22 protein-coding genes are annotated in these 24,146 nt (G+C 66.0%); 15 read left to right on the top strand and 7 right to left on the bottom strand.

The features are described 5' to 3' along the window. Positions 1-21 precede the first annotated feature (21 nt). The gene (locus FBY20_RS04575; RefSeq protein ID WP_142050322.1) at positions 22-2,301 is read right to left on the bottom strand and encodes a bifunctional (p)ppGpp synthetase/guanosine-3',5'-bis(diphosphate) 3'-pyrophosphohydrolase; all 2,280 of its coding nucleotides are present in this window, start codon (positions 2,299-2,301) and stop codon (positions 22-24) included. Positions 2,302-2,408: 107 nt separating this feature from the next. Between FBY20_RS04575 and FBY20_RS04580 the strand changes: the two genes are divergently transcribed. Together FBY20_RS04580 and FBY20_RS04585 are read left to right on the top strand one after the other, a co-directional pair. Continuing rightward, positions 2,409-3,242, top strand: coding sequence for a zinc-dependent peptidase (locus FBY20_RS04580; RefSeq protein ID WP_142050325.1), 834 nt, complete (start codon positions 2,409-2,411; stop codon positions 3,240-3,242). Beyond that, positions 3,239-3,748: a flavodoxin family protein gene (locus tag FBY20_RS04585; protein WP_056321846.1), complete on the top strand. Its 510-nt coding sequence runs from the start codon at positions 3,239-3,241 to the stop codon at positions 3,746-3,748. Before FBY20_RS04580 ends, FBY20_RS04585 begins: the two co-directional genes overlap by 4 nt. A 101-nt stretch (positions 3,749-3,849) precedes the next feature. On the opposite strand, the gene FBY20_RS04590 is transcribed toward FBY20_RS04585, so the two are convergent. Beyond that, positions 3,850-4,200 (bottom strand): RidA family protein, encoded by a 351-nt coding sequence (locus FBY20_RS04590; protein ID WP_056321843.1) that lies wholly within the window; start codon positions 4,198-4,200, stop codon positions 3,850-3,852. Positions 4,201-4,272: 72 nt separating this feature from the next. Further along, complete coding sequence (pncB, locus tag FBY20_RS04595) at positions 4,273-5,448, bottom strand: nicotinate phosphoribosyltransferase (RefSeq protein ID WP_056321839.1); 1,176 nt, start codon at positions 5,446-5,448, stop codon at positions 4,273-4,275. A 157-nt stretch (positions 5,449-5,605) separates the two neighbouring features. On the opposite strand from pncB, the gene fdxA reads away from it, so the two are divergent. The 13 genes from fdxA (at position 5,606) to FBY20_RS04660 (ending at position 18,990) form a co-directional block, all read left to right on the top strand. Then, positions 5,606-5,929 (top strand): ferredoxin FdxA, encoded by a 324-nt coding sequence (gene fdxA / locus FBY20_RS04600; RefSeq protein WP_006389264.1) that lies wholly within the window; start codon positions 5,606-5,608, stop codon positions 5,927-5,929. A gap of 51 nt (positions 5,930-5,980) precedes the next feature. Then, positions 5,981-6,781, top strand: coding sequence for a ferredoxin--NADP reductase (locus tag FBY20_RS04605; RefSeq protein WP_142050327.1), 801 nt, complete (start codon positions 5,981-5,983; stop codon positions 6,779-6,781). A 212-nt stretch (positions 6,782-6,993) separates the two neighbouring features. Continuing rightward, positions 6,994-8,220, top strand: a complete 1,227-nt coding sequence (locus FBY20_RS04610) for a polyhydroxyalkanoate depolymerase (protein ID WP_056321834.1) — start codon at positions 6,994-6,996, stop codon at positions 8,218-8,220. A 111-nt stretch (positions 8,221-8,331) separates the two neighbouring features. Beyond that, a complete protein-coding gene (gene rsxB, locus FBY20_RS04615) occupies positions 8,332-8,976 on the top strand; it encodes an electron transport complex subunit RsxB (RefSeq protein ID WP_142050329.1) in 645 nt (214 codons plus the stop codon). Further along, a complete protein-coding gene (gene nth / locus FBY20_RS04620) occupies positions 8,973-9,608 on the top strand; it encodes an endonuclease III (RefSeq protein WP_062840540.1) in 636 nt (211 codons plus the stop codon). Before rsxB ends, nth begins: the two co-directional genes overlap by 4 nt. 350 nt (positions 9,609-9,958) lie before the next feature. Then, entirely contained in the window at positions 9,959-10,732 is a 774-nt protein-coding gene (locus FBY20_RS04625) for an ABC transporter ATP-binding protein (protein WP_056321825.1), read from the top strand. Further along, positions 10,729-11,439, top strand: coding sequence for an ABC transporter ATP-binding protein (locus FBY20_RS04630; protein ID WP_062840538.1), 711 nt, complete (start codon positions 10,729-10,731; stop codon positions 11,437-11,439). Before FBY20_RS04625 ends, FBY20_RS04630 begins: the two co-directional genes overlap by 4 nt. A 64-nt stretch (positions 11,440-11,503) precedes the next feature. Next, positions 11,504-12,718: an ABC transporter substrate-binding protein gene (locus FBY20_RS04635; RefSeq protein WP_056321822.1), complete on the top strand. Its 1,215-nt coding sequence runs from the start codon at positions 11,504-11,506 to the stop codon at positions 12,716-12,718. A gap of 99 nt (positions 12,719-12,817) precedes the next feature. After that, positions 12,818-13,705, top strand: a complete 888-nt coding sequence (locus FBY20_RS04640; protein WP_056321820.1) for a branched-chain amino acid ABC transporter permease — start codon at positions 12,818-12,820, stop codon at positions 13,703-13,705. Continuing rightward, positions 13,702-14,685 (top strand): branched-chain amino acid ABC transporter permease, encoded by a 984-nt coding sequence (locus FBY20_RS04645; protein ID WP_056321818.1) that lies wholly within the window; start codon positions 13,702-13,704, stop codon positions 14,683-14,685. Before FBY20_RS04640 ends, FBY20_RS04645 begins: the two co-directional genes overlap by 4 nt. A 112-nt stretch (positions 14,686-14,797) precedes the next feature. Further along, on the top strand, positions 14,798-15,820 hold the full coding sequence (locus FBY20_RS04650) for an ABC transporter substrate-binding protein (RefSeq protein WP_142050332.1): 1,023 nt from the start codon (positions 14,798-14,800) through the stop codon (positions 15,818-15,820). Positions 15,821-15,908: 88 nt separating this feature from the next. Continuing rightward, positions 15,909-16,751, top strand: coding sequence for a branched-chain amino acid aminotransferase (locus FBY20_RS04655; protein ID WP_142050335.1), 843 nt, complete (start codon positions 15,909-15,911; stop codon positions 16,749-16,751). A gap of 97 nt (positions 16,752-16,848) precedes the next feature. Next, positions 16,849-18,990, top strand: coding sequence for a phosphocholine-specific phospholipase C (locus tag FBY20_RS04660; RefSeq protein WP_142050338.1), 2,142 nt, complete (start codon positions 16,849-16,851; stop codon positions 18,988-18,990). Between the two features lie 109 nt (positions 18,991-19,099). Here FBY20_RS04660 and FBY20_RS04665 read toward each other — a convergent pair whose 3' ends face one another. From FBY20_RS04665 to FBY20_RS04680, 4 genes are all read right to left on the bottom strand, one after another. Further along, positions 19,100-19,861, bottom strand: coding sequence for an ABC transporter ATP-binding protein (locus tag FBY20_RS04665; RefSeq protein ID WP_056321805.1), 762 nt, complete (start codon positions 19,859-19,861; stop codon positions 19,100-19,102). After that, positions 19,861-21,696, bottom strand: coding sequence for an ATP-binding cassette domain-containing protein (locus FBY20_RS04670; protein WP_056321803.1), 1,836 nt, complete (start codon positions 21,694-21,696; stop codon positions 19,861-19,863). The genes FBY20_RS04665 and FBY20_RS04670 overlap by 1 nt, the downstream gene beginning before the upstream one ends. A 3-nt stretch (positions 21,697-21,699) precedes the next feature. Next, positions 21,700-22,737 (bottom strand): branched-chain amino acid ABC transporter permease, encoded by a 1,038-nt coding sequence (locus FBY20_RS04675; protein ID WP_056321800.1) that lies wholly within the window; start codon positions 22,735-22,737, stop codon positions 21,700-21,702. Between the two features lie 175 nt (positions 22,738-22,912). After that, positions 22,913-24,076, bottom strand: coding sequence for an ABC transporter substrate-binding protein (locus FBY20_RS04680; protein WP_056321798.1), 1,164 nt, complete (start codon positions 24,074-24,076; stop codon positions 22,913-22,915). Positions 24,077-24,146: the final 70 nt, after the last annotated feature.

Here is a 24,146-nt window from a genome sequence, read left to right on the forward strand (position 1 = left end):
GCGCCGCTGCCGGACACCCCTCTAGCGGCGCGTCGCCGACGACACGCCTGGCACTTCGGCCAGCGCATCGAGCGCGCGCGACAGCGATTCGCCGCCGCGCACTTCCACCGTGAACACCATGTGGGCCAGCGACTGCTTGCTCTGCGTGTTCACGCCCACCACGTTAAGGCGCAGGCGCGCAAACACTTCGGACAGGTCGCGCAAGAGGCCCGACCGGTCGTGCGCGCGCACGCTGATGTCGACCGGATAGAAGGTATCGGCGGTTTCGCCCCACGCCACCTCGATGACGCGTTCGGGCTCGCGTGCGGCCAGCGCCAGGTAGCTGTGGCAGTCGCGGCGGTGGATGGACACGCCGCGACCGCGCGTCACGAATCCGGAGATCGCATCCGGCGGCGCGGGACGGCAGCAGCGGGCAAGCTGCGTCAACAGCGACCCCACCCCGACCACCAGCACGCCGCTCTTGCCGCTTTTCTCGGCGCTGCCCGCGCTGGCGTGGCGCAGCGCGGCCGGCGTGGGCTCGGCCGCGGGCGCCGGCTGCTGGAACACCGCATCGATCTGGCGCAGGCTGAATTCTTCCTTGGCCGCGGCAACGTACAGGTCGTCGGCGCGGGCAAAGCCCAGGTTCTGGGCCAGCTGTTCCAGATTGATGGCCGTCTTGCCCAGACGCTGCAGTTCCTTTTCGACGAGCGCCTGGCCCTGCGTGATGCGCTGCTGCAGTTCAATGGCGTTGAACCACATGCGCACCTTGGCGCGTGCGCGGGGGCTGGCCAGAAAGCCCAGCTGCGGATTGAGCCAGTCGCGCGACGGGCCGCCGGACTTGGCGGAGATGATCTCCACGGTCTGCCCGGTGGACAGATGCGTCTGCAGCGGCACCATCTGCCCATCGACGCGCGCGCCCCGGCAGCGATGACCCAGGTCGGTATGCAGGTGGTAGGCAAAATCCACCGGCGTGGCGCCGGCGGGCAGCTCGATCACGCGCGCCTGGGGCGTCAGCACATAGATGCGCTCGTCGGTATGCGCGGGCGCCGCCACCGCGCCGCGGCTCTTGCCCGCGGCGGCCCTGCCCGAGGCGGGCTTGGCCGGTTCGGGCGGCGTGTCCGCGCCGCCCTCGACTTCGCTGTTCCAGGCCAGCAACTGGCGCATCCACGCAAGCTGCCGGTCGTATTCGCTGGAGGCGGCCACCTGGCCGCCCTTGGCGCCCGCTTCCTTGTAGCGCCAGTGCGCGGCCATCCCGTATTCGGCGAACTGATGCATCTCGCGCGTGCGGATCTGCACTTCGAAGGGGCGGCCATCGTCATCGGTGACCACCGTGTGCAGGGACCGGTAGCCGTTGGGCTTGGGCCGCGAGATGTAGTCGTCGAATTCCTCGGACAGCGGCGTCCACATCTCGTGCACCATGCCCAGCGCCGTGTAGCACGCGCGCACGTCGTCGACGATGACGCGCAGCGCCCGCAGGTCGTACATCTGCGAGAAGTCCAGGCGCTTGACGCGCATCTTGTTCCAGATGCTGTAGATGTGCTTGGGCCGGCCGCTGACCTCGGCCTGGATGCCGCTTTTGGCCAGGGCTTGTTGCAGGCGAGCGATGGCGCCGGCGATGAAGGCCTCGCGCTCGACCCGCTTTTCTTCCAGCAGGCGGGCGATGTGCTTGTACTTTTCGGGCTCAAGAAAGCGGAAGGACAGGTCTTCCATTTCCCATTTGATCTGCCAGATGCCCAGCCGGTTGGCCAGCGGCGCGTACAGGTCCAGGGTCTCGCGGGCAAAGTCGGGCGAGCACGGGGCCTTGGTTTCGGCGTGCCAGCGCAGCGTGCGCAGCCGCGATGCCAGCCGCATCAGCACGATGCGCAGGTCGGCGGCCATGGCCAGCAGCATCTTGCGCTGCATTTCCTTTTGCGAGCCGCTTACCGCGGCGACATCGCTGGCCTGGCGGGCGACCACGCCCAGGCGCAGCAGGGCGTAGGCGCCCTGCACCAGCCGCGCGACCTCCGTGCCAAAGGCAGCGGCGATGGGGTCGTTTCGCAGGGACGGCGCGGGGGCCATCAGGTCGGTGGGCAGCGCGGCCAGGAGCGCGGCGGTGCGCGTGGCCGCGTCGGTGTGCATGGCCGCCAGGATACGGACCACGCCGGCGCCGTGGCCGGCCAAGGGCTCGCCCGTGAGGGCGTTCTGGCCGTGGAAACGCGGCTCGGCCCAGGCGACGGCCCGGTCCAGCAACGTCAGGCCATCGGCATCCAGGCCCGCCCCGGCTTCCTGCCGCCAGGAAGCGTCGAATGGCGAAGGCGCATCGGGAACAGGCGGGGCGGACATGACGGGCGTAGCACAGGTATCTGGTTGAATATCCCGACACTCTACACTAGGGTTCAATCACCCTGAACACCCTGCCGCATCCCGGCATATGGAAGGAACCAAAGCTTATGTTGCGCTGGCTGAAGGGGCGCGGCGCCCGCCCGTCCGAGGTCGCCGAAATGCAGGCCCGCATCCCGCCCGAACTGTGGCGGCAGGTGCTGGACACCTATCCGTTTCTGGCCGTGCTGACGCAGGACGAAGCCGCCCAGCTGCAGTCGCGCGCCGCGTGGCTGCTCGCCAGCAAGACCATCAACGGCGCGCAGGGACTGGAGGTCTCGGACTTCATGCGGCTATCCATCGCCGCGCAGGCCTGCCTGCCCATCCTGAACCTCACGCCCGAGCTGTACGAAGGCTGGGACGAGATCATCGTGTATCCCGCCAGCTTCCGCATTCCGCGCTCGCGTCAGGACGAGGACGGCGTGGTCCACGAGTACATCGAGGACGCCGCGGGCGAAGCCTGGGAAGGCGGGCCGCTGGTCCTGTCCTGGGAGGACACGCAGTTGTCCGAAGGCGGCTTTAACGTGGTCATCCACGAATTTGCCCACAAGCTGGACCTGCGCTCGGGTTTCGCGGACGGCATGCCGTCGTTGTCGGCGCACCCCGAGATCCAGCCGCGCTCGTGGCGCCAGGTGCTGGACGACAGCCTGGACCGCTTCATTGCGGCGGTCGACGCCGTGGAGGCGGCGATCCCGCGCGACGTGGACCCCGAGAGCGAGGAAGCGGACGCCTGGTACGGGCAGCTGCCGATGGATCCCTACGCGGCCACGGACGAAGGCGAGTTCTTTGCCGTCAGTTCGGAGCACTTCTTCGTGGATCCCCATCCCATGCAGCAGGCCTTGCCCGAGTGGTATGCGATGCTGCGGGCGTATTACCGGCAGGACCCGGCGGAGCGGTACGCATGAAGGAATTGCTGATCGTCTGGCATTCGCGCACGGGTGCGGCACAGCAGATGGCGCGCGCCGCCGCGCGCGGGGCCACTGAAGCGGCGGCCGCGCTGGAGCAGCCGGACGATCTGCGCGTTACGTTGATGCGCGCGCAGGATGCCGGCGACGACGCTCTGCTGGCCAGCCACGGGTTCCTTTTCTGCGCCCCCGAAAACCTCGCCAGCCTGAGCGGCGAGATGAAGGAGTTCTTTGATCGCAACTACTACGCGGTGCTGGACCTCCTGCAGGGACTGCCCTACGCGGCAATGATCAGCGCGGGCAGCGACGGCGCGGGCGCCGCCCGGCAGGTCGAACGCATCTGCACCGGCTGGCGGCTGACCCCGGTCGCGCCCGCCGTCATCGTGAACCTGGGCGCCCAGACCGCCGCGCAGATCCTGGCGCCCAAGACCGTGCCGCCGGCGGATCTGGCGCGTTGCGAGGAACTGGGCGGTCTGCTGGCGGGCATCATGCTGATGGGCGCGTAACGCGGCGGGGGTAGCTGACATCCAAGCAAAGAAAAAGCCCTCGGCGTTGGCCAGAGGGCTTTTCTGGGTGCCGGACGAGGCCGGCATTCAGACTGCGTGCCTCACAGGGCGGCCGTCACCACGATCTCGACCTTGTAGTCGGGGTTGGCGAGGCGGGCCTCGACGGTGGCGCGGGGGGGCGAGTTGCCGTCGGCAACCCATGCGTCCCAGGCCTTGTTCATGCCGTCGAATTCCTTCATGTTGGCCACGTAGATCTGGGCCATCAGGATCTTGGTCTTGTCGGTGCCGGCTTCGGCCAGCAGACGGTCGATCGTGGCGAGCACTTGCTCGGTCTGGCCCGTGATGTCCAGCGTGGCATCGTCCGGCACCTGGCCCGCCAGGTAGGCAACGCCGTTGTACACGGCCATGTCCGACAGGCGCTTGGTCACGTGAAAGCGCTTGATGCTGCTCATGAGAATTCCCCTAGAGTCGAGTGGTTTGGTTGGAACTGTGTAACGCTGCCCGCGCGCGACGCCGGGGCGTCGTCAGGCAGGCGGCAACTGGAAAACCTGGCGCAGATAGGCCAGGTAGGCGGGATCGTCGCACATCGTCTTTTCGGGCGCATCCGACACCTTGGCCACCGGCTGGCCATTGCAGCGGACCATCTTCATGACGATCTGCAGCGGCTCGTGGCCCAGGTCGTTGGTGAGATTGGTGCCGATGCCGAACGACACCTTGCAGCGGCCCGAGAACTGGCGCGCCAGCTCGATGGCGCGCGGGAAGGTCAGCGCATCCGAGAACACCAGCGTCTTGGCGCGCGGATCGACGCGGTTCTTGCGGTAGTGCTCGAGCAGACGCTCGCCCCAGATGAAGGGATCGCCGGAATCGTGGCGCGCGCCGTCAAAAAGCTTGCAGAAATACATGTCGAAGTCGCGCAGGAACGCATCCATGCCGTAGACGTCCGACAGCGCGATGCCGAGGTCGCCGCGGTACTCCTTGGCCCAGACCTCCAGCGCGAACACCTGCGAATCGCGCAGCCGCGGACCGAGCGCCTGGCAGGCCTGCAGATATTCGTGGCCCATGGTGCCCAGCGGCAGCACGTCGTGTTCCTTGGCAAGCAGCACGTTGCTGGTGCCCGCAAAGTGCGGACCCATCTCGGCTTTCATGGTGGAGACGATTTCTTCGTGCCAGGCCTTGGAGAAGCGGCGCCGCGTGCCGTATTCGGCCACGCGGAAATCCGCCAGCGCGGGATCGTCCAGCACCAGGTGCATCTTGGACTGCAGGCGCTTGCGGCCCTCTTCCCAGTCCGGATGCTTGCGGGTGTTTCGGAAATAGACCTCGTTGACGATGGCCAGCACGGGGATCTCGAACAGGATCGTGTGCAGCCACGGCCCCTTGACCTCGATGCTGATTTCGCCGGGGCCTTCGCCTTCGCTGATGTGAATGCAGCGCTCCGGCATGTGGAACAAACCGAGGAAATCAACGAAGTCGCTTTTGATAAAGCGCAAGCTGCCGAGATATTTAAGCTCGTCTTCCGTGAAGCGCAACTGACATAGCTGATGCACTTCGTCGCGGATTTCATCCAGATAGGGGCGCAAATCCACGCCTTGCGTCCGGCATTTGTACCGGTACTCGACCTGGGCAGCCGGGAAGTGATGCAGCACCACTTGCATCATGCTGAATTTATACAGGTCGGTGTCGAGCAGCGAAGTAATAATCATGATTGCGCGTTTCGTTTCGCGACACCATAGCATGAAGCAGCGGGCCTTCGACACGATGGGCCACGCTGTCAATACGGGTATTGCCGGCACATCGGCGCGGCATTGGGTAAAATCCGCCCATTAAGACACATCTGCCGCCGATCCCCGGAGTACCTGAATGACCCACGTAGTCACCGAAAACTGTATCAAGTGCAAGTACACCGATTGCGTCGACGTGTGCCCGGTGGACTGTTTTCGTGAGGGTCCGAACTTCCTCGTGATCGACCCCGACGAATGCATCGATTGCGCGGTCTGCATCCCCGAATGCCCGGCCAACGCGATCTACGCCGAAGAAGACGTGCCGCAGGACCAACTCAATTTCATCGCGCTGAACGCCGAACTCTCCCCGGAATTCGCCAGCATCAGCCGCGCCAAGAAGCCCCTGCCCGACGCCGACGAATGGAACGGCAAGCAGGACAAGCTGCAATACCTGGAAAAGTAATCCACGGGCGCCGGCCGCACGCCGGACCGGCGCTTTCCGTGCGATGTCCCGATGACCGACGACTCCAAATACACGCGCCAGACCATCACCAGCGTCCACACCTGGGTGCCGGACAAACTGTTCTCCGTGCGCGTGACGCGGGACGAGGCCTTCACGTTCGTGCCAGGCCAGTTCGCCCGGGTGGGTCTGCCCGGCGCTGAAGACCCTGACGGCGCGCCCACGATCTGGCGCGCCTATTCCATGGTCTCGGCCCCGCATGAGCCCTGGCTGGAGTTCTATTCCATCGTTGTCCCTGACGGGCTGTTCAGTCCGCGCATGGCGCGTCTGCAGCCCGGCGATGCGCTTTACGTCGAAAAGGCCCCCTACGGCTTTCTGACGCTGGAGCGCTTTGCGCCCGGCGGCGACCTGTGGCTGCTGGCCTCGGGCACCGGTCTGTCGGCCTACCTGTCCATCCTGCGCGACCCGGCCGTCTGGCGCGCTTACCGCCGCATCGTCCTGGTGCACGGCGTGCGCACCGCGGCCGAACTGGCCTATCGCGACGAAATTGAGTCCTGGCGCCGCGATCCGGCCCTGGCCGAGATGTTTGCCGCCGACCCCGGCAAGCTCGTCTACCTGCCCATCGCCACGCGCGAAGCCATGCCCGGCATGCCGCAAGCGCGCATCACCACGCTGATCGCCGATGGCCGCCTTGAGCAGCTGGCCGGCCAGCCGCTGGATCCCGAAACCGCCAAGGTCATGCTCTGCGGCAACCCCGCCATGCTGGCCGAGGCACGAAAATTGCTGGGTGATCGGGGATTCAAGCCGGGACGCCGCGGCATTCCGGGCAACCTGGCAGTAGAAAACTACTGGTGATCCCGCACTGCATGGCGTAGTGCATAAATCCACCTTTTGGCGTCACCGCAAGGCATGAACGCGGCCCTAAACTGGTGCGAAACACATGACGGGTCGCTTTTTAGCAACAAAATCAGGCACTTTGCCTGACATTCTTCAGTCTGATTGGAAATATCGTTACGCCTCGGAGCAATAATCGGGGCACACGCTCGACCCAGAAGGACTTCCCCGAAATGCTGTACCAATTGCACGAAATGCAGCGCGCCTTCCTGACTCCGTTCGCTGCATTCACGGACGCCGGTTCTCAGCTGTTCTCCAGCCCCTACAGCCCGCTCGCCTATACCCCGATTTCGCGCCAGATGGCCGCCGGGTATGAGCTGATGACCCGTATCGGCAAGGAATACCAGAAGCCCGCCTGGAATCTTCCCACCACCCAGATCGGCGGCAAGTCCGTGCGCGTGATCGAAGCCGTGGCCATGGACAAGCCGTTCTGCCGCCTGGTGCACTTCCAGCGCGACGTGCGCCTGGCTGGCAAGAACGATCCCAAGGTGCTGCTGGTGGCCCCGCTTTCCGGGCACCACGCCACCCTGCTGCGCGACACCGTGCGCGCCCTGCTGCCCAACCACGACCTCTATGTGACCGACTGGGTCGACGCGCGCATGGTGCCGCTGTCGGCCGGGCCGTTCCATCTGAACGACTACGTGCGCTACGTGCAGGACTTCATCCGCCACCTGGGCCCGGACGTGCACGTCATTTCCGTGTGCCAGCCCACGGTGCCGGTGCTGGCCGCCGTGTCCCTGATGGCGTCCGCCAACGATCCCTGCCAGCCGCGCAGCATGGTGATGATGGGCGGTCCCATCGACCCGCGCCAGTCGCCCACGCAGGTCAACCGCCTGGCCACGACCAAGCCCTATGCCTGGTTCGAGAACCAGGTGATCCACCCCGTTCCGCCCCGCTATCCGGGGGCCGGCCGCCGGGTCTATCCGGGCTTCCTGCAACATGCGGGATTCATGGCCATGAATCCGGACCGCCACATGAAGTCGCATTACGACTTCTACCTGGACCTGCTGCGAGGCGACGACAGCGATGCCGAAGCGCACCGCCGGTTCTACGACGAATACAACGCGGTGCTGGACATGCCGGCCGAGTTCTACCTGGACACGATCCGCATGGTGTTCCAGGAGTTCGCGCTGCCCGGCGGCACCTGGGAAGTGGACGGCAAGCTGGTGCGCCCGGCCGACATCAAGGACGTGGCCCTGTTCACCATCGAAGGCGAACTGGACGACATTTCCGGCCAGGGCCAGACGCGCGCGGCCATCACGCTTTGCAAGAGCATTCCGGCCGACCGCAAGGCGCACTACACCGCGCCGAACTGCGGCCACTACGGCATTTTCTCGGGCCGCCGGTGGCGCGAAATGATCTGTCCTAAAATTGCCGAGTTCATCCGGCAATCGGCTTGAGGACGGCGCCGCGCCGTCCATCCGGCGGGGCACGGGCGTAAGCCCGGCGCCGCCTGCAGCCTGATCCGTATCCCCGGGGCCCGAGCGGCCCCTTTTCATTACTGGCTTTACATGTCCTGTCGCTCATTAGCCGACCGCGTTGACGCCTTGCTGCCTCAGACGCAATGCACCAAATGCGGTTACGACGGCTGCCGGCCCTATGCCGAGGCCATCGCCCAGGGCGCCGCGCCGATCAACCGCTGTCCGCCCGGCGGCGAGGACGGCGTCGCCGCCTTGTCCGCGCTGCTCGGCACGCCCCTGCTGCCGCTCGATCTGTCACGCGGGGAACCCGGCCCGCTGCTCGTCGCGCGCATCGACGAATCGCATTGCATCGGCTGTACGCTGTGCATCCAGGCCTGTCCGGTCGACGCCATCGTCGGCGCCAACAAGCACATGCACACCGTGCTGGACGATTGGTGCACCGGCTGCGACCTGTGCGTGGCGCCCTGTCCCGTCGACTGCATCGAGATGGTGCCGGCCGGGCGCGCATGGACCAGCGAGGACGCCGCCGTCAGCCGCGAGCGTCATCGCCGTCATCAGGCGCGCGCCGAGCGCCTGGCTGCCGACAACGCGCGCCTGATGGCACCAGAGATGCCCGAAGCGCCCGCGCCTGTGGCGCCCGCCGCCGAGGATGCGCAAAAGGAAGACCGCAAGCGCTCCGCCATCGAATCCGCGCTGGCCCGCGCCCGGGCCCGCCGCAATCCCACGCAGTCATGAACGCCGCCAAACGTCGAGAGATCTTCGCCCGCCTGAAGGCGGCCAACCCCACCCCCACCACCGAGCTGGAATACGCCACGCCGTTCCAGTTGCTGATCGCCGTGCTGCTGTCGGCACAGGCGACGGACAAGTCGGTCAACATCGCCACGCGCAAGTTCTTCCCGCAGTACGGCACGCCCGAAGCCCTCTTGGCGCTGGGCGAGGAAGGGCTTGCCGACTACATCAAGACCATCGGCCTGTTTCGCACCAAGGCCAAGAACGCGATCGCCACCTGCAAGATCCTGATCGAGCAGCACGGCGGCCAGGTGCCGCAAACGCGCGAGGCCCTGGAAGCCCTGCCCGGCGTCGGCCGCAAGACGGCCAACGTGGTGCTCAACACCGCGTTCGGACAGGCAGCCATGGCGGTGGACACGCATATATTCCGCGTTTCAAATCGCACCGGCATCGCGCCCGGAAAAAACGTGCTGGAAGTCGAGCAAAAACTCATGAAGTTCGTGCCCAGTGAATATCTGCTGGACGCGCATCACTGGCTTATCCTGCACGGCCGCTACGTTTGCGTGGCGCGCAAGCCGAAGTGCCCGCAATGCGGCATTTCCGACCTTTGCGAATTCAAGCAGAAAACGCCTGCCTGACACCTGCTCGCTGGTATTCACCTGCGATTATGCGAGCGGAAAACCGGGTTTTCCCTCGCCTATTGCCGCGTGACATCTTGATGACGATCAACGCGTAATTGCTGCAATGCATTTGCATATCGGGAGCCCATTCTCCCCATAAGCACACTGCATTGTCGGCATGCCGACAATTGGCCTTTCCGCAGTGCAAAACCTATGACAAACCCTCATGGAATTTTGATTGCGACGTCCGCATACTCGCCGGCAACTCATAAGAAAACTGAGCACGCAAACAGTTTTCCAACCCTGCGGGGGCCTGTCGCAATGACGCCGGGCGGAGACCATATAAATACAACGCTGGTGCAGCGAACATGGATGACACAATCCTGGAGACAAAAGGCCTCACCAAGGAGTTCCGCGGCTTTGTCGCGGTCAACGGGGTCGATTTGCGTATCAAGCGGGGCGAGATTCATGCCTTGATCGGGCCTAACGGCGCGGGCAAGACCACATGCTTCAACCTGCTGACCAAATTCCTCGCTCCCACGTCGGGCAGCATCAGGTTCAATGGCATCGACATCACCGGCGAGCGGCCCGCGCAGATCGCGCGGCGCGGCATCATCCGGTCGTTCCAGATCTCGGCGGTGTTCCCGCACCTGACCGTGCTCGAGAACGTGCGGATCGGCCTGCAGCGCAAGACCGGCCTGTCCTATCACTTCTGGCAAAGCGACAAGCGGCTCGCCTCCTTGAACGAGCCGGCGCGCGCGCTGCTTGAACAGGTGGACCTGGGCGGCTTTGCCGACGAGACCACAGTCAACCTGCCGTACGGCCGCAAGCGCGCGCTCGAGATCGCCACCACGCTGGCGATGGAGCCCGAGCTGATGCTGCTGGACGAACCCACCCAGGGCATGGGCCACGAAGACGTGGACCGCGTCACGCAATTGATCAAGCGCGTGAGCGCCGGGCGCACCATCCTCATGGTGGAACACAACATGAACGTCGTGTCCTCCATCGCCAACACCATCACCGTGCTGGCGCGCGGATCGGTGCTGGCCGAAGGTTCCTACGCCGAAGTCTCCCGCCATCCGGCCGTGATGCAGGCTTACATGGGCACGACCGACGGCGAACTTCAAGGAGCGCACGCATGAGCACCCCCGCACTCGAAATCTCGGGCTTGAACGCCTGGTACGGGGAATCGCATATCCTGCACGGCGTGGACATGCGCGTTGGACAAGGCGAGGTCGTCACGCTGCTGGGCCGCAATGGCGCCGGCCGCACCACGACGCTGCGCGCCATCCTGGGCCTGACCGGTTCGCGCAAGGGCTCGGTCCGCATCCATGGCACCGAGGCCATCGACCTGCCCACTTACAAGATTGCCCACCTGGGCGTGGGCTATTGCCCCGAGGAACGCGGCATCTTCGCCAGCCTGTCTTGCGAAGAGAACCTGCTGCTTCCGCCGGTCGTGGGCTCGCTTGGCGGCGGCATGTCGCTGGCCGAGATCTACGACATGTTCCCCAATCTGCAGGAACGCCGCAATTCCCCGGGCACGCGCCTGTCGGGCGGCGAACAGCAGATGCTGGCCGTGGCGCGCATCCTGCGCACCGGCGCAAACCTGCTGCTGCTCGATGAAATCTCCGAAGGCCTCGCGCCCGTCATCGTGCAGGCGCTGGCCCGCATGATCACGGCGCTCAAGCAGCGGGGCTACACCATCGTCATGGTGGAACAGAATTTCCGCTTCGCCGCGCCGCTGGCCGACCGCTTCTACGTCATGGAGCACGGCCAGATCGTCGAGCACTTCGAAGCTGCCGAACTTTCAGAAAAACAGGACACGCTCAACGAACTGTTGGGCGTCTAAAGCAACCTGTGTCATCCGCCGGAACCCCGGCAAACACCACACCGTAGGGAAGAGGAGTCATCCCATGAAGCTGCACACCATCACTGCTGCACTGGCCATGGCGGGCCTGGGATTCGCGGGGGCAACCGCCCACGCTCAAGGTATCTCCGACGATGTCATCCGCATCGGATTCATCACCGACATGTCGGGCGTTTACTCCGACATCGACGGCAAGGCGGGCCTGGAAGCCGTGCGCATGGCGGTCGAGGACTTCGGCGGCACGGTCAACGGCAAGAAGATCGAAATCGTCTCCGCCGACCACCAGAACAAGGCCGACGTCGCTTCGGCCCGCGCCCGCGAATGGTTCGACCAGCAGAAGGTCGACGTCATCATCGCCGGCACCAACTCGGCCACCAGCCTGGCCATGGCGGCCGTGGCCGCTGAAAAGAAGAAGCCCTTCATCGCAGTCGGCGCCGGTTCGTCCGACCTGACCAACGCCCAATGTTCGCCTTACACCGTGCACTACGCCTACGACACCGTGGCGCTGGCGCGCGGCACCGGCTCGGCAGTGGTGAAGGACGGCGGCAAGAGCTGGTTCTTCCTGACTGCGGACTACGCGTTCGGCCACGCGCTGGAACGTGACACGATGGCGGTCGTCAAGGCCGCGGGCGGCGAAGTGAAGGGCCAGGTGCGCGCACCGCTAGGCGCTTCGGACTTCTCGTCGTTCCTGCTGCAGGCACAAGCCTCCAAGGCGCAGATCCTGGGCATGGCCAACGCCGGCGGCGACACGATCAACACGGTCAAGGCCGCCAACGAATTCGGCGTCACCAAGACGATGAAGCTGGCCGGCCTGCTGGTGTTCATCAACGACGTGCACTCGCTCGGCCTGGACGCCACCAAGGGCATGTACCTGACCGACGGCTGGTACTGGGATCAATCCGACGCCTCGCGCGCCTGGTCCAAGAAGTTCGAGTCCAAGGTCGGCCGCAAGCCGTCCATGCTGCAGGCGGGCGATTACTCGTCGGCGATGTTCTACCTGAACGCCGTCAAGGCCACCGGCTCGGATAACGGCGACGACGTGATGAAGTGGATGAAGTCGAACAAGGTGAACGACTTCTTCGCCCAGGGCGGCGTCGTGCGCGAGGACGGCCGAATGGTCCACGACATGTACCTGATGCAAGTGAAGACCCCGGCCGAATCCAAGGGCCCGTGGGACTACTACAAGGTGGTGGCGACGCTGCCTGGCGACGAGGTCTACACCAAGTTGTCCGAGTCCACCTGCAAGCTGGTCAAGAAATAAACCGGCGCATGTGATCCCGGAGGCGGTCCGGGCCGACAGCCCGGCCGCATCCTTCCTGACTAGCTCGCTTCCTTCCGTACCGCGCAGGACTTTCACACGATGACTGACATTTTCGGCATCCCCATACAGGCCTTGTTCGGCCAGCTGTTACTGGGCCTGGTCAACGGTTCCTTCTATGCAATGCTGTCGCTCGGACTCGCCGTCATCTTCGGGCTGCTCAACGTCATCAACTTCGCCCACGGCGCTCTGTACATGCTGGGCGCCTTCGTCGCATGGATGGGGCTGTCGTACTTTGGCCTGAATTACTGGATCATGCTGATCCTGGCGCCGCTGATCGTGGGCCTGTTCGGCATCATCATCGAAAAGCTGCTGCTCAAGCACCTTTACAAGCTCGACCACCTGTACGGGCTGCTGCTCACCTTCGGGCTGACGCTGCTGATCGAGGGGCTGTTCCGCAGCTTCTACGGCGTGTCGGGCCAGCCCTATCCCACGCCCGAGGCCCTGCGCGGCGCGACCAACCTGGGTTTCATGATCCTGCCGAACTACCGCGGCTGGGTCGTGGCGGCGTCGATCATCGTCTGCTTTGCCACGTGGTACGTCATTGAACGCACCCGCCTGGGCGCCCTGCTGCGCGCCGGCACCGAGAATCCGCGCCTCGTGGAATCCTTCGGCGTGAACGTGCCCCGCATGATCACGCTGACCTATGGGTTCGGCGTGGCGCTGGCGGGCTTTGCCGGGGTGCTGGCCGCACCGGTGCTGCAGATCTCGCCGCTGATGGGATCGAACCTCATCATCGTCGTGTTCGCGGTGGTCGTGATCGGCGGCATGGGCTCCATTCTTGGCGCCATCGTCACCGGGTTGGGCCTGGGCGTGATCGAAGGCCTGACCAAGGTGTTCTGGCCCGAAGCGTCCAGCACGGTCGTCTTCATCATCATGGCCATTGTTCTGTTGATCCGCCCGGCCGGGCTGTTCGGAAAAGAAAAATGAATCGTCAATTCCTGGGCTATGCGGTCTTGGCCATCGTGGTGGCCTTGCTTCCCTTCGCAGGCGTGTATCCGATCTTCGCCATGAAGGTCATGTGCTACGCCCTCTTCGCGTGCGCCTTCAACCTGCTGCTTGGCTTCACGGGGCTCTTGTCCTTCGGCCACGCCGCCTTTTTGGGCAGCGCGGCCTATGCGGCCGGGCACAGCATGAAGGTCTGGGGCCTGCCCACCGAGCTGGGCCTGCTGTTCGGCGTGGCCGTGGCGGCGCTGCTGGGCCTGGCCATGGGCGCGCTGGCCATCCGCCGCAGCGGCATCTACTTCGCCATGATCACGCTGGCGCTGTCGCAGATGGTGTTCTTCTTCTTCCTGCAGGCCAAGTTCACGGGTGGCGAGGACGGCCTGCAAAGCGTGCCGCGCGGCACGCTGTTCGGGCTGGTCGACCTGTCCAAGGACATCAACCTGTACTACCTGGTGATGGCCATCTTCATCATCGGCTACTTCATCATCTGGCGCACGGTGAACTCGCCCTTCGGGCAGGTGCTGCAGGCGCTGCGTGAAAACGAGCCGCGCGCCATCTCGCTGGGCTACGACGTCGACCGCTTCAAGCTGGTGGCCTTCGTGCTGTCGGCCGCCCTGGCGGGCCTGGCCGGCGCCACCAAGACGCTGGTGTTCGTGTCGGCCACGCTGTCGGACGCCACCTGGCAGATGTCCGGGCTGGTGATCCTGATGACGCTGATCGGCGGCCTGGGCACGCTGACCGGTCCGGTGCTGGGCGCGTTCATCGTGGTGCTGCTGGAGAACAAGGTGGGCGACTTCGGCCAGATGATGGCCAACCTGACCGGCGTCGAATGGTTCCTGCGCCTGGGCGAGTCCGTCACCATCGTGAGCGGCCTGATCTTCGTGGTCTGCGTGCTGGCGTTCCGGCGCGGCATCGTGGGCGAACTGGGCGCGCTCTTCAACCGCCGGCGCGCCGCCCGCGCGTGATCCGACTGATCGGTTGATTGACCCCCGGGGCCGCGCACAGCGGCCCCGTTGCATTGGGGCGCGCGGCAGCGCCCCGTACAATGGCAGGCACCCTACTACACAGGTGCCGACCATGCGCATCACGCATCTCGTTCCCGGCCTCGGCGCGCTCGCGCTGGCCGCCGCCCTGCTGTCCCCCGCCGCGGCCCAGGCCGCGCCCGCCGCCCCCGTTTGCGAAGTCGACCGGCCCGTCCGTTTCAGCGGACTGAACTGGGAGTCCAATCTTGTCCTGGCCGGCATCGAGCGCTTCGTGCTGGAACACGGCTACGGCTGCAAGACGTCTGTTGAAATCGGCGAAACCCTGCCCATGCTGGCCGCGCTGCAACGCGGCGACGTCGATGTCACGCCCGAGGTCTGGCCCGGCCAGATCGAAGGCGCCTGGAAGAAGGCGCTTGCCAGCGGCAAGGTGCTGGGCGTGGGCCACGTCTATGACGCCGGTGAAGGCTGGTACGTGCCGCGCTACACCGTCGAGCGGCACCCGGAGCTCAAGTCCGCCGCCGACCTGGCGCGCTTCAAGGAGGTGTTCGCCGACCCCGAAGACCCGGGCCGCGGCCGCATCTACGGATGCCCGGCCGGCTGGGCCTGCGGCACGCTGAACGACAACCTGCTGCGCGCGCTGAAACTGGACAAGGACTATTCGCTGTTCGCGCCCGGCTCCGGCGCCGCGCAGAAGGCCGCCATCGTGTCGGCCTACAAGCGCAAACGCGACATCGTCTTCTACTACTGGACGCCCACGTCGCTGGTTGGCGCGCTGGACCTGGTCAAGCTGGAACTGCCCGCGTTCGACCAGGCGGCCTATACCTGCATGACCGATCCCAAGTGCGCGGACCCCGTGCCCACGCAGTTCAAGCCCAATCCGGTCGTCACCGGCGTGAACGCCGATTTTGCCAAGCAGGCGCCGCGCGTGACCGAGTTCCTGTCCAAGCTGACGGTGCCCGACGAAGCCATCGACGCGACGCTGGGATGGCTGGAAAACGAGGACAAGGAGCCGGAGGACGCCGCGCGCTATTTCCTCAAGCAGTACGCGCCCGTCTGGCGGCAATGGATGCCCGCGGACGTTGCCGATCGCGTGCAGGCGGCACTGGCCAAGGAATAGCAGTCCGGCTCATGTATCCTGGCGATTCGGCGTTCTGGACCCGCTTCGCGCCCGATCGCCAACCCGATTCAAGCTAAGGATGACAATCATGGATGCCTTGTTCTGGCACAACGGTCACTGGACCACTGAAAACCCCAAACTGCTCGGCCCGGCCGACCACGCCTTCTGGATGGCCAGCATGGTCTTTGACGGCGCGCGCGCCTTCCGCGGCCTGACGCCCGACCTGGACCTGCACTGCCAGCGCGTCGTGCGCTCGGCCGAAAAGATGCTGATGAAGCCGCAGATGGCCTGGGAAGAAATCCAGGACCTGTGCCTGCAGGCCGTGGCGCGCTTCCCCGAAGGCTCGGAGCTCTACATCAAGCCCATGTTCTTCTGCGCCGACGGCTTCCTGCTGCCCGACGCCGACAAGACCCAGTTCGTGCTGCATGTGTTCAAGGTGCCGATGCCGGGCGACCAGGGCTTTTCCGCCTGCTTCTCCAGCTTCGCGCGTTCGTGGCCCAACATGGCGCCCACCGACGCCAAGGCCTCGTGCCTGTACCCCAACGGCCAGCGCGCCATCCGCGAAGCCGCCGAAAAGGGGTTCGACAACGCCATCATGCTGGACGGCGCGGGCAATCTGGCCGAGTTCGCCACCAGCAACCTGTGGCTGGCCAAGGACGGCGTCGTATCCACCCCGGTGGACAACGGCACGTTCCTGAACGGCATCACGCGCCGCCGCGTGCTGGCGCTGCTGAAGGCCGATGGCATCGAGGTCCAGGAACGCACCCTGACGCGCGCCGACGTCGAAGCTGCCGACGAAGTGTTTTCGTCGGGCAACTACGGCAAGGTGGTGCACGTAAACCGCGTCGAGGACCGTCCGCTGGAATACGGCCCGATCGCGCGCCGTGCGCACCAGCTGTACATGGAGTACGCGGAAAGCACGCGCCGCTGACAACGCAGCCGGAGGCCCGCGCGCACCCCGCGCGGGCCGTCAGGCAAATAACAGCAAGGCGGCGTACGCTGTGGGCTTCCGACCGTGAGGCCCGACCATGCAAAGCAGACGCACATTCCTGCGCCACGGCGCCACCCTGACCGGCGCCGCCGCCGCCCTGTCGCTGTTCCCCCCCGCGATCCGCCGCGCGCTGGCCATTCCGGCCAACCGCCGCACCGGCACGATCCGCGATGTCGAGCACATCGTGATCTTCATGCAGGAAAACCGTTCGTTCGATCACTATTTCGGCGGTCTGGCGGGCGTGCGCGGCTTTGGCGACCGTTTTCCCATCCCGGTGCCGGACAGCCCCGATGCCCGGCATCGCACCGTCTGGGCCCAGTACAACGACAAGCCGGATGAAGGCGCGCCGCGCACCGTCCTGCCGTACCGGCTGGATACGCGCGAAGCCTACGAGGCCATGCGCGTGGCGAGCACGCCGCACACCTGGTCCAACGCGCAGGACGCCTGGGACGCAGGCCGCATGGGCAACTGGCCCGCCGCCAAGAAGAATCATTCGATGGCCTACTACACGGAAGGCGACCTGCCCTTCCAGTACGCCATGGCCCGCGCCTTCACCGTCTGCGACGCCTACCATTGCTCGTTCACCGGCGGCACCAACACCAACCGCCTGTTCCTGTGGACCGGCACCAATGACGGCCTGGCGCGCGGCAATGGCCCGGCGATGGGCAATGTCTACAACAAGCTCACCGGCGGCGACCCGGCCGGGGCCTACACCTGGACGACCTATCCCGAACGGCTGGAACGGGCCGGCGTGAGCTGGCGCATCTACCAGAACATGGCGGACAACTACTCCCTCAATCCCACGGCGGGCTTCAAGGCCTACCGCGATGCGTACCAGGAACTGCCGGGCGCGCTGGCGGCGCTCAAGCACAAGGCGCTGGCCACGCGCGACCTGGACCTGCTGCGCCAGGATGTGCTGGACGGCACGCTGCCGCAGGTATCCTGGATTTGCGCCACCAAGGCGGGCTCGGAACATCCCAGCCCGTCCAGTCCCGCGCAGGGCGCCGACTACACGGCGCGTGTGCTCGACGCGCTGACCGCGAATCCCGCCGTGTGGAGCAAGACGGTGCTGCTGCTGATGTTCGACGAGAACGACGGCTTTTTCGACCACATGCCGCCCCCGGCGCCGCCATCTCGTCTTCCCTCCGGCGAAGTGGCCGGCGCCTCCACGGCCGACACCGCGGGCGAATATCACGAACATCTATCCGGCGTTGAAAAGGACGACACGCCGGCGCATCTGCATGGCGCCTATGGGCTCGGTCCGCGCGTGCCCATGTATGTGCTGTCGCCGTGGACCAAGGGCGGCTGGGTCAACTCGCAAGTGTTCGATCACACGTCGGTGCTGCGTTTCATCGAGCGGCGCTTCGGCGTGGCCGAGCCGAACATCTCGCCGTGGCGGCTGGCGGTCTGCGGCGATCTGACCAGCGTGTTCGATTTCGCGGCGCCCGACGACGGCGACAAGCTGCGGGACCTGCCCGCCACGGCCGAACGCGCGGCCCGCGCCGCCGCGTTGGACGGTACGGTCAAGCCGCCCGCCCCGCTTGACCCAGCCCCGGCCCGCCAACACGCCGGAACACGCCCGTCACGCACGCTTCCCTATGCGCTGCAGGCTCACGCCCGCGTCCAGGTCGATGGCGTCACCCTGCGGTTCGAAAACGTGGGCACGGCGGGCGCGGTGTTTCACGTCTACGACCGGCTGGACCTGGAGCGCGGGCCGCGCCGGTACACCGTGGAGGCCGGCAAGACACTCGACGGCACGTGGCCCGCCGCGCCAGACGGGCGCTATGACCTGTGGGTGCTGGGCCCCAACGGCTTTCACCGGCACTGCGCCGGGCGTATCGGGCAGCCGTCGCTGGCGGTCGTGGCGGCTTGCGACGGCGCGGGCGCGCGGCTGCGCGTGTCATTGCATAATCCGGACACCCGGCCGCGCGTCTACCGCATCGACGCCAATGCCTATGGATACCCCGGCGACACCGAAGCCGAGCTGGCTGCCGGCGAATCCCGCGAGCTTGCCTGGGAAATGTCACGCAGCGGCGGCTGGTACGACATCAGCGTGCGCGACATGCAGGATCCGTCCTTTCTGCGCCGCTTTGCGGGGCGCATCGAAACCGGCGCCGACTCGACATCGGATCCCGCGATGGGAGAGGAATTGATCGTGCGATGGACGCCCGTGCCGTGACGCCGCCCTCTGAAAAAGCGGCACCGCCGTGCCGTTCGTCGGCAAGCCCCGCCGTAAAAGAAAACGCCGGCCCCTCGCGGCAGCCGGCGTTCTGGTCTGGCGCGTGGCGTCAGGCCGCTTCGGCGCCCTTGCCCAGCCCCAGGTAGCTTTCGATAACCTTGGGGTCACCAGCCAGCTCGCGCGCCGGGCCATGCAGGATGACCTCGCCGGTTTCCAGCACGTAGCCGTAGTCGGCCACCTGGAGCGCCGCGCGGGCGTTCTGCTCGACCAGCAGGATCGCCACGCCGGTCTCGCGCAGGCGCGCAATGATGTGGAAGATCTCGCGCACGATACGCGGCGCAAGGCCCAGGCTGGGTTCGTCCAGCATCAGGAGCGTGGGCTTGGCCATGAGGGCACGGCCCACGGCCAGCATCTGGCGTTCGCCGCCCGACAAGGTGCCGGCCTGCTGGGCGCGGCGCTCGCGCAACCGCGGAAACAGGTCGAAGACTTCGTTCAGCGTGTCGCGCCAGCCGCTTTCGCGGGCGCGGTACCGGCGAAAGCCGCCGAGCAGCAGGTTGTCTTCCACGGACATGGTGCCGAAGAGTTCGCGGCGCTCGGGCACCAGCGACATGCCGGCCGCCACGCGGCGCTCGACCATCCAGCCCGACACATCCGCGCCGGCGTAATGCACGGCGCCGGCGGCGTGGCCGGTCTGCGGCAGCGAGCCCATGATGGCGTTGAGCATCGTGGACTTGCCGGCGCCGTTGGCGCCGATCACCGTGACGATGCTGCCAGCCGGCACGCTGAGGGAGGCGCCAGCCAGCGCGCCAACCTTGCCGTAGCGGGCCGACAGGTTGCTGACTTCCAGGACGGGGGAATTGGTTGCGCTCATCACACGCCTCCCGCGGGCACGGCCTTGGCCTGGTCGGCTTCGGGCAGGTCGTCGTCGATGCCGCCCAGGTAGGCCTCCAGCACCGCCGGGTTCTTTTGCACGTCGGCCGGCACGCCTTCGGCCAGCTTCGTGCCGAAATCCATCACCACGAGGTGGTTGGTCAGGCGCATCACAAAATCCATGTCATGTTCGACGAGCAGAATGCTCATGCCTTCCGCGCGCAGCTGTTCCAGCACGCGCGCCAGGTCCTGCTTTTCCTTGTAGCGCAGGCCGGCGGCCGGCTCATCGAGCAGCAGCAGCAAGGGATCGCAGGCCAGCGCTCGGGCGATTTCCAGGATGCGCTGTTGGCCCAGCGCCAGGTTGCCGGCCTGTTCGTACAGATATTCACCCAGGCCCACGCGCTTGAGCTGCTCGGCCGCCTCATGCAGCAGCTGCGCTTCGCGCGCACGGTCCGAATGCAACGCGCCCGACAGCACGCCCACGTCCGAACGCAGGTGCGCGCCCAGTGCCACGTTTTCCAGCACGGTCATGCCGGGCAGCAGCTGCACGTGCTGGAACGTGCGGCCCACGCCCATCTTGGCGATTTCACGCGCCGAACGGCTGTCGATGCGCTGGTCCATGAACGTGACCTGGCCACGCGTCACCGGCAGCACGCCGCTGATGAGGTTGAAGGTGGTGCTCTTGCCGGCGCCGTTCGGGCCGATGAGTCCCATGATCTCGCCAGAACGCACCTTGAAGGTGATGTCGTTCACGGCCACCAGCCCGCCGAATTCCTTGCGGATGGCATCGACTTCCAGCACGACCTGGCCGGGCTGCGGGCGCTCGCGCGTCGGCAGGGCCGGGGCCGCCGCGGGCGGCGCCAGGTTGCGGCGCGAGCCATCGGCGCCGGTGATGCTGCCCCACCAGCCTGACAGGATCGGCCACAGGCCGTTGCGTGCGTACTGCAGCATCAGGATCAGCAACACGCCGAAGACGATCATCTCGAAGTTGGCGTTGGTGTCCAGCAGCTTGGGCAGGAGGTTCTGCAACTGGTCCTTCAGCACCAGGATGACGCTGGAACCCAAGAGGGCGCCCCAGACGTAGCCCGCGCCGCCGACCACCGCCATGAACAGGTATTCGATGCCGTAGTTCAGGCCGAAGGGGCTGGGGCTGACCGCGCGCTGCATGTGCGCATAGAGCCAGCCCGACAGGCAGGCCAGCAGCGCCGCCCAGACGAAGATCACGATCTTGTACGCGGCGGTGTTCACGCCCATGGACTCGGCCATGCCCGCCCCGCTCTTCAACGCGCGGATGGCGCGGCCCGGACGCGAGTTGAGCAGGTTGCGCGTGGCCCACAGCGCCAAGAGGACGCAGACCCAGATCAGGTAGTAGATGTGGCGGCCGCTGGCCAGCGACATGCCGAAGATGCTGATGGGCTCGATGCCGGCAATGCCGTCATGCTTGCCCAGCCAGTCGATGTTGCCGAACAGGTAGTACAGCGACAGGCCCCAGGCGATGGTGCCCAGCGGCAGGTAGTGACCCGACAGGCGCAGCGTGATCGCGCCCAGCAAGTAGGCCACGACGGCGGTCAGGATGAGGCCCGCGGGCAGCGCCAGCCAGGGCGACACGTCGTATTGCGTCGTCAGGTAGGCAGTCGTGTAGGCGCCCAGCCCCACGAATGCGGCCTGGCCGAAGGACGTCAGGCCGCCGACGCCGGTCAGCAGCACCAGGCCCAGCACGACCAGGCTGGCCAGACCGATGTAGTTCAGTTGCGTCACCCAGAATTCGGGCGTGGCCGACACCATCGGCAGGCCCGCCAGGACGACGAGAAAAACGGCAAGCAGAATGCGGTTCATGGCTTATTCCTCTTCGTCCGCGTGATGGGTGCTGAACGAACGCCAGACCAGAACCGGGATGATCAGGGTGAAGACGATCACTTCCTTGTATGCGCTGGCCCAGAACGACGAGAAGGATTCGAGCACGCCGACGAGCAGCGAGCCGGCCGCCGCGATGGGATAGCTGGCCAGACCGCCGATGATGGCGCCGACGAAGCCCTTCAGGCCAATCAAAAAGCCCGTGTCGTAATAGACCGTGGTGATGGGCGCGATCAGCATGCCGGACATGGCGCCGATGCCCACGGCCAGCGTGAACGTCAGCGAACCCGACATGTTGGTGCTGATTCCGACCAGGCGCGCGCCGCGGCGGTTGACGGCGGTGGCGCGCAGCGCGCGGCCGTACAGCGTCTTGCCAAAGAAGATCCACAAGGCCAGGATGAGCAGCGCGCACGTGGCGACGACGAACAGGCTCTGCGCGGACCACGTCATGAAGCCCAGGTCGACCTGCCCGCTCACGAATGCCGGCGTGCGCCAGCCTTCGGCGCCAAAGAACACGAGCGCCAGGCCCATCAGCGCGAAGTGCACGGCAACGGAAACGATCAGCAGCACCAGCACGGTGGCTTCGGCGAGCGGCTGGTAGACGATGCGGTAGACCATCGGGCCCATCGGAATCACCAGCAACAGCGTCAGCAGCATGTTCAGCCACAGCGAGTTCTCCGGACCGGTATAGCTACGGGTCAGCCAGAACAGCGCCAGCGGCAGCACGACGCAGGTCGCAATGGTCTTGGGCAGGCCGGCGGCGCTACGCGTGCGCACGGCGCGCATCAGCTCGAGCGCCAGGCACACCAGGCCCAGCAACGGCAGCAGGTAGGCAGTGCCCGGCACCTTGCCGTCGACCAGCATGGCCAGGGTCAGGGCGCCAAACGCCACGAACTCGCCCTGGGGAATGAAAATGACGCGCGTGACGGCGAAAACCAGTACCAGAGCCATGCCCAGGAGGGCATAGATGGCGCCGTTGACGACACCGTCTTGCAGCAGGATCAGCGCAATTGATGAATCCATCTAACAACTACCTTGTGGTTTCTTGGTGTTCCGGCCCCACCCGGAACACTGATACGACACACCGGCCGGAAAGGCCGGTGCGAAGTCCTGCCGGGCGCGGCGCGGCGGGCGGTGTGCCGCCCCCGCGCCTCGGGCGCCCGCTATGGGCAGCCCGCGCTCGGGCGATCCTGGGGCATTACAGGCCGGGCTGGTAGACCCACTTGCCGTTTTCCACCTTGACCATGACGCGCGAGCGCTCGTCAAAGCCGGCGTGGTCCGTGGGCGACATGTTGAACACGCCTTGCGACACGGCCAGGTCCTTCACGCCTTCCAGCGCGTCGCGCATCGCGGCACGGAATTCGGGCGTGCCGGGCTTGGCGCCCGTCTTGAGCGCCACGGGCAGCGCGGCGACCACCAGCTGGCCGGCATCCCACATATGGCCGCCGAACGTGTTGGTCGAACCGGCGCCGTTGGCCTTTTCGTAGGTTTCCACGTAGGCCAGGGCCGACTTCTTGACCGGGTTGCTGTCAGGCAGTTGCGCGGCGACCAGCAGCGGGCCGGCCGGCAGGTACATGCCGTCGCAGTCCTTGCCGCAGACGCGCAGCACGTCGTTGTTGGCGGCGCCGTGGGTCTGGTAGATGGTGCCGCCGTAGTTGCGGGCCTTCAATTCCTTTTGCGGCAGCGCCGACGGGGTGCCGGCGCCGGCGATCAGGATGGCGTCGGGCTTGGCGCCGACCAGCTTGAGCACCTGGCCCGTCACGCTGGTGTCGGTGCGGCCGTACTTTTCGATGGCGACGATCTCGATGCCCTTGGCCTTGGCGGCCTTCTGCATCACGTCCAGCCAGCCGTCGCCGTAGGCGTCGGCAAAGCCGATGAAGCCCAGCGTCTTGACCTTGGACTTGGCCATGGCATCAGCCAGGGCGCCGGCCATCAGTGCGTCGTTCTGCGGGGTCTTGAAGACCCAGCGGCGCTTGTCGTCCACGGGTTCGACGATCTTGGCGCTGGCGGCCACGCTGATCATCGGCACCTTGGCTTCGGCGGCCACATCGACCATCGCGAGCGAGCCCGGGGTGATGGACGTGCCGATCAGCACGTCGACCTTGTCGTCGGAAGCCAGCTTGCGCGAGTTCTTGACGGCCTGCGTGGTGTCGGTGGCATCGTCCAGCACGATCCATTCGATCTTCTGGCCGGCGACTTCCTTGGGCAGCAGGGCCACGGTGTTGCGCTCGGGGATGCCCAGCGAGGCGGCGGGGCCGGTGCTGGCAACCGTGACGCCAACCTTGACCTGTGCGCTCGCCAGAAGCGGCAGAGTCAGGGCTACAGCGGCGGCGGCCGCGGACAAGCCGAAGTGCTTGCGCATGTTTTTGTCTCCTGTGGTTGGCTCTTATGTGCCTCGAACGAGGCGAAGCGAGCCTGTTTAAAGTTATACA

This window comes from Achromobacter sp. SLBN-14, from assembly GCF_006715415.1.
GTDB classification, from domain to species: domain Bacteria; phylum Pseudomonadota; class Gammaproteobacteria; order Burkholderiales; family Burkholderiaceae_B; genus Achromobacter; species Achromobacter mucicolens.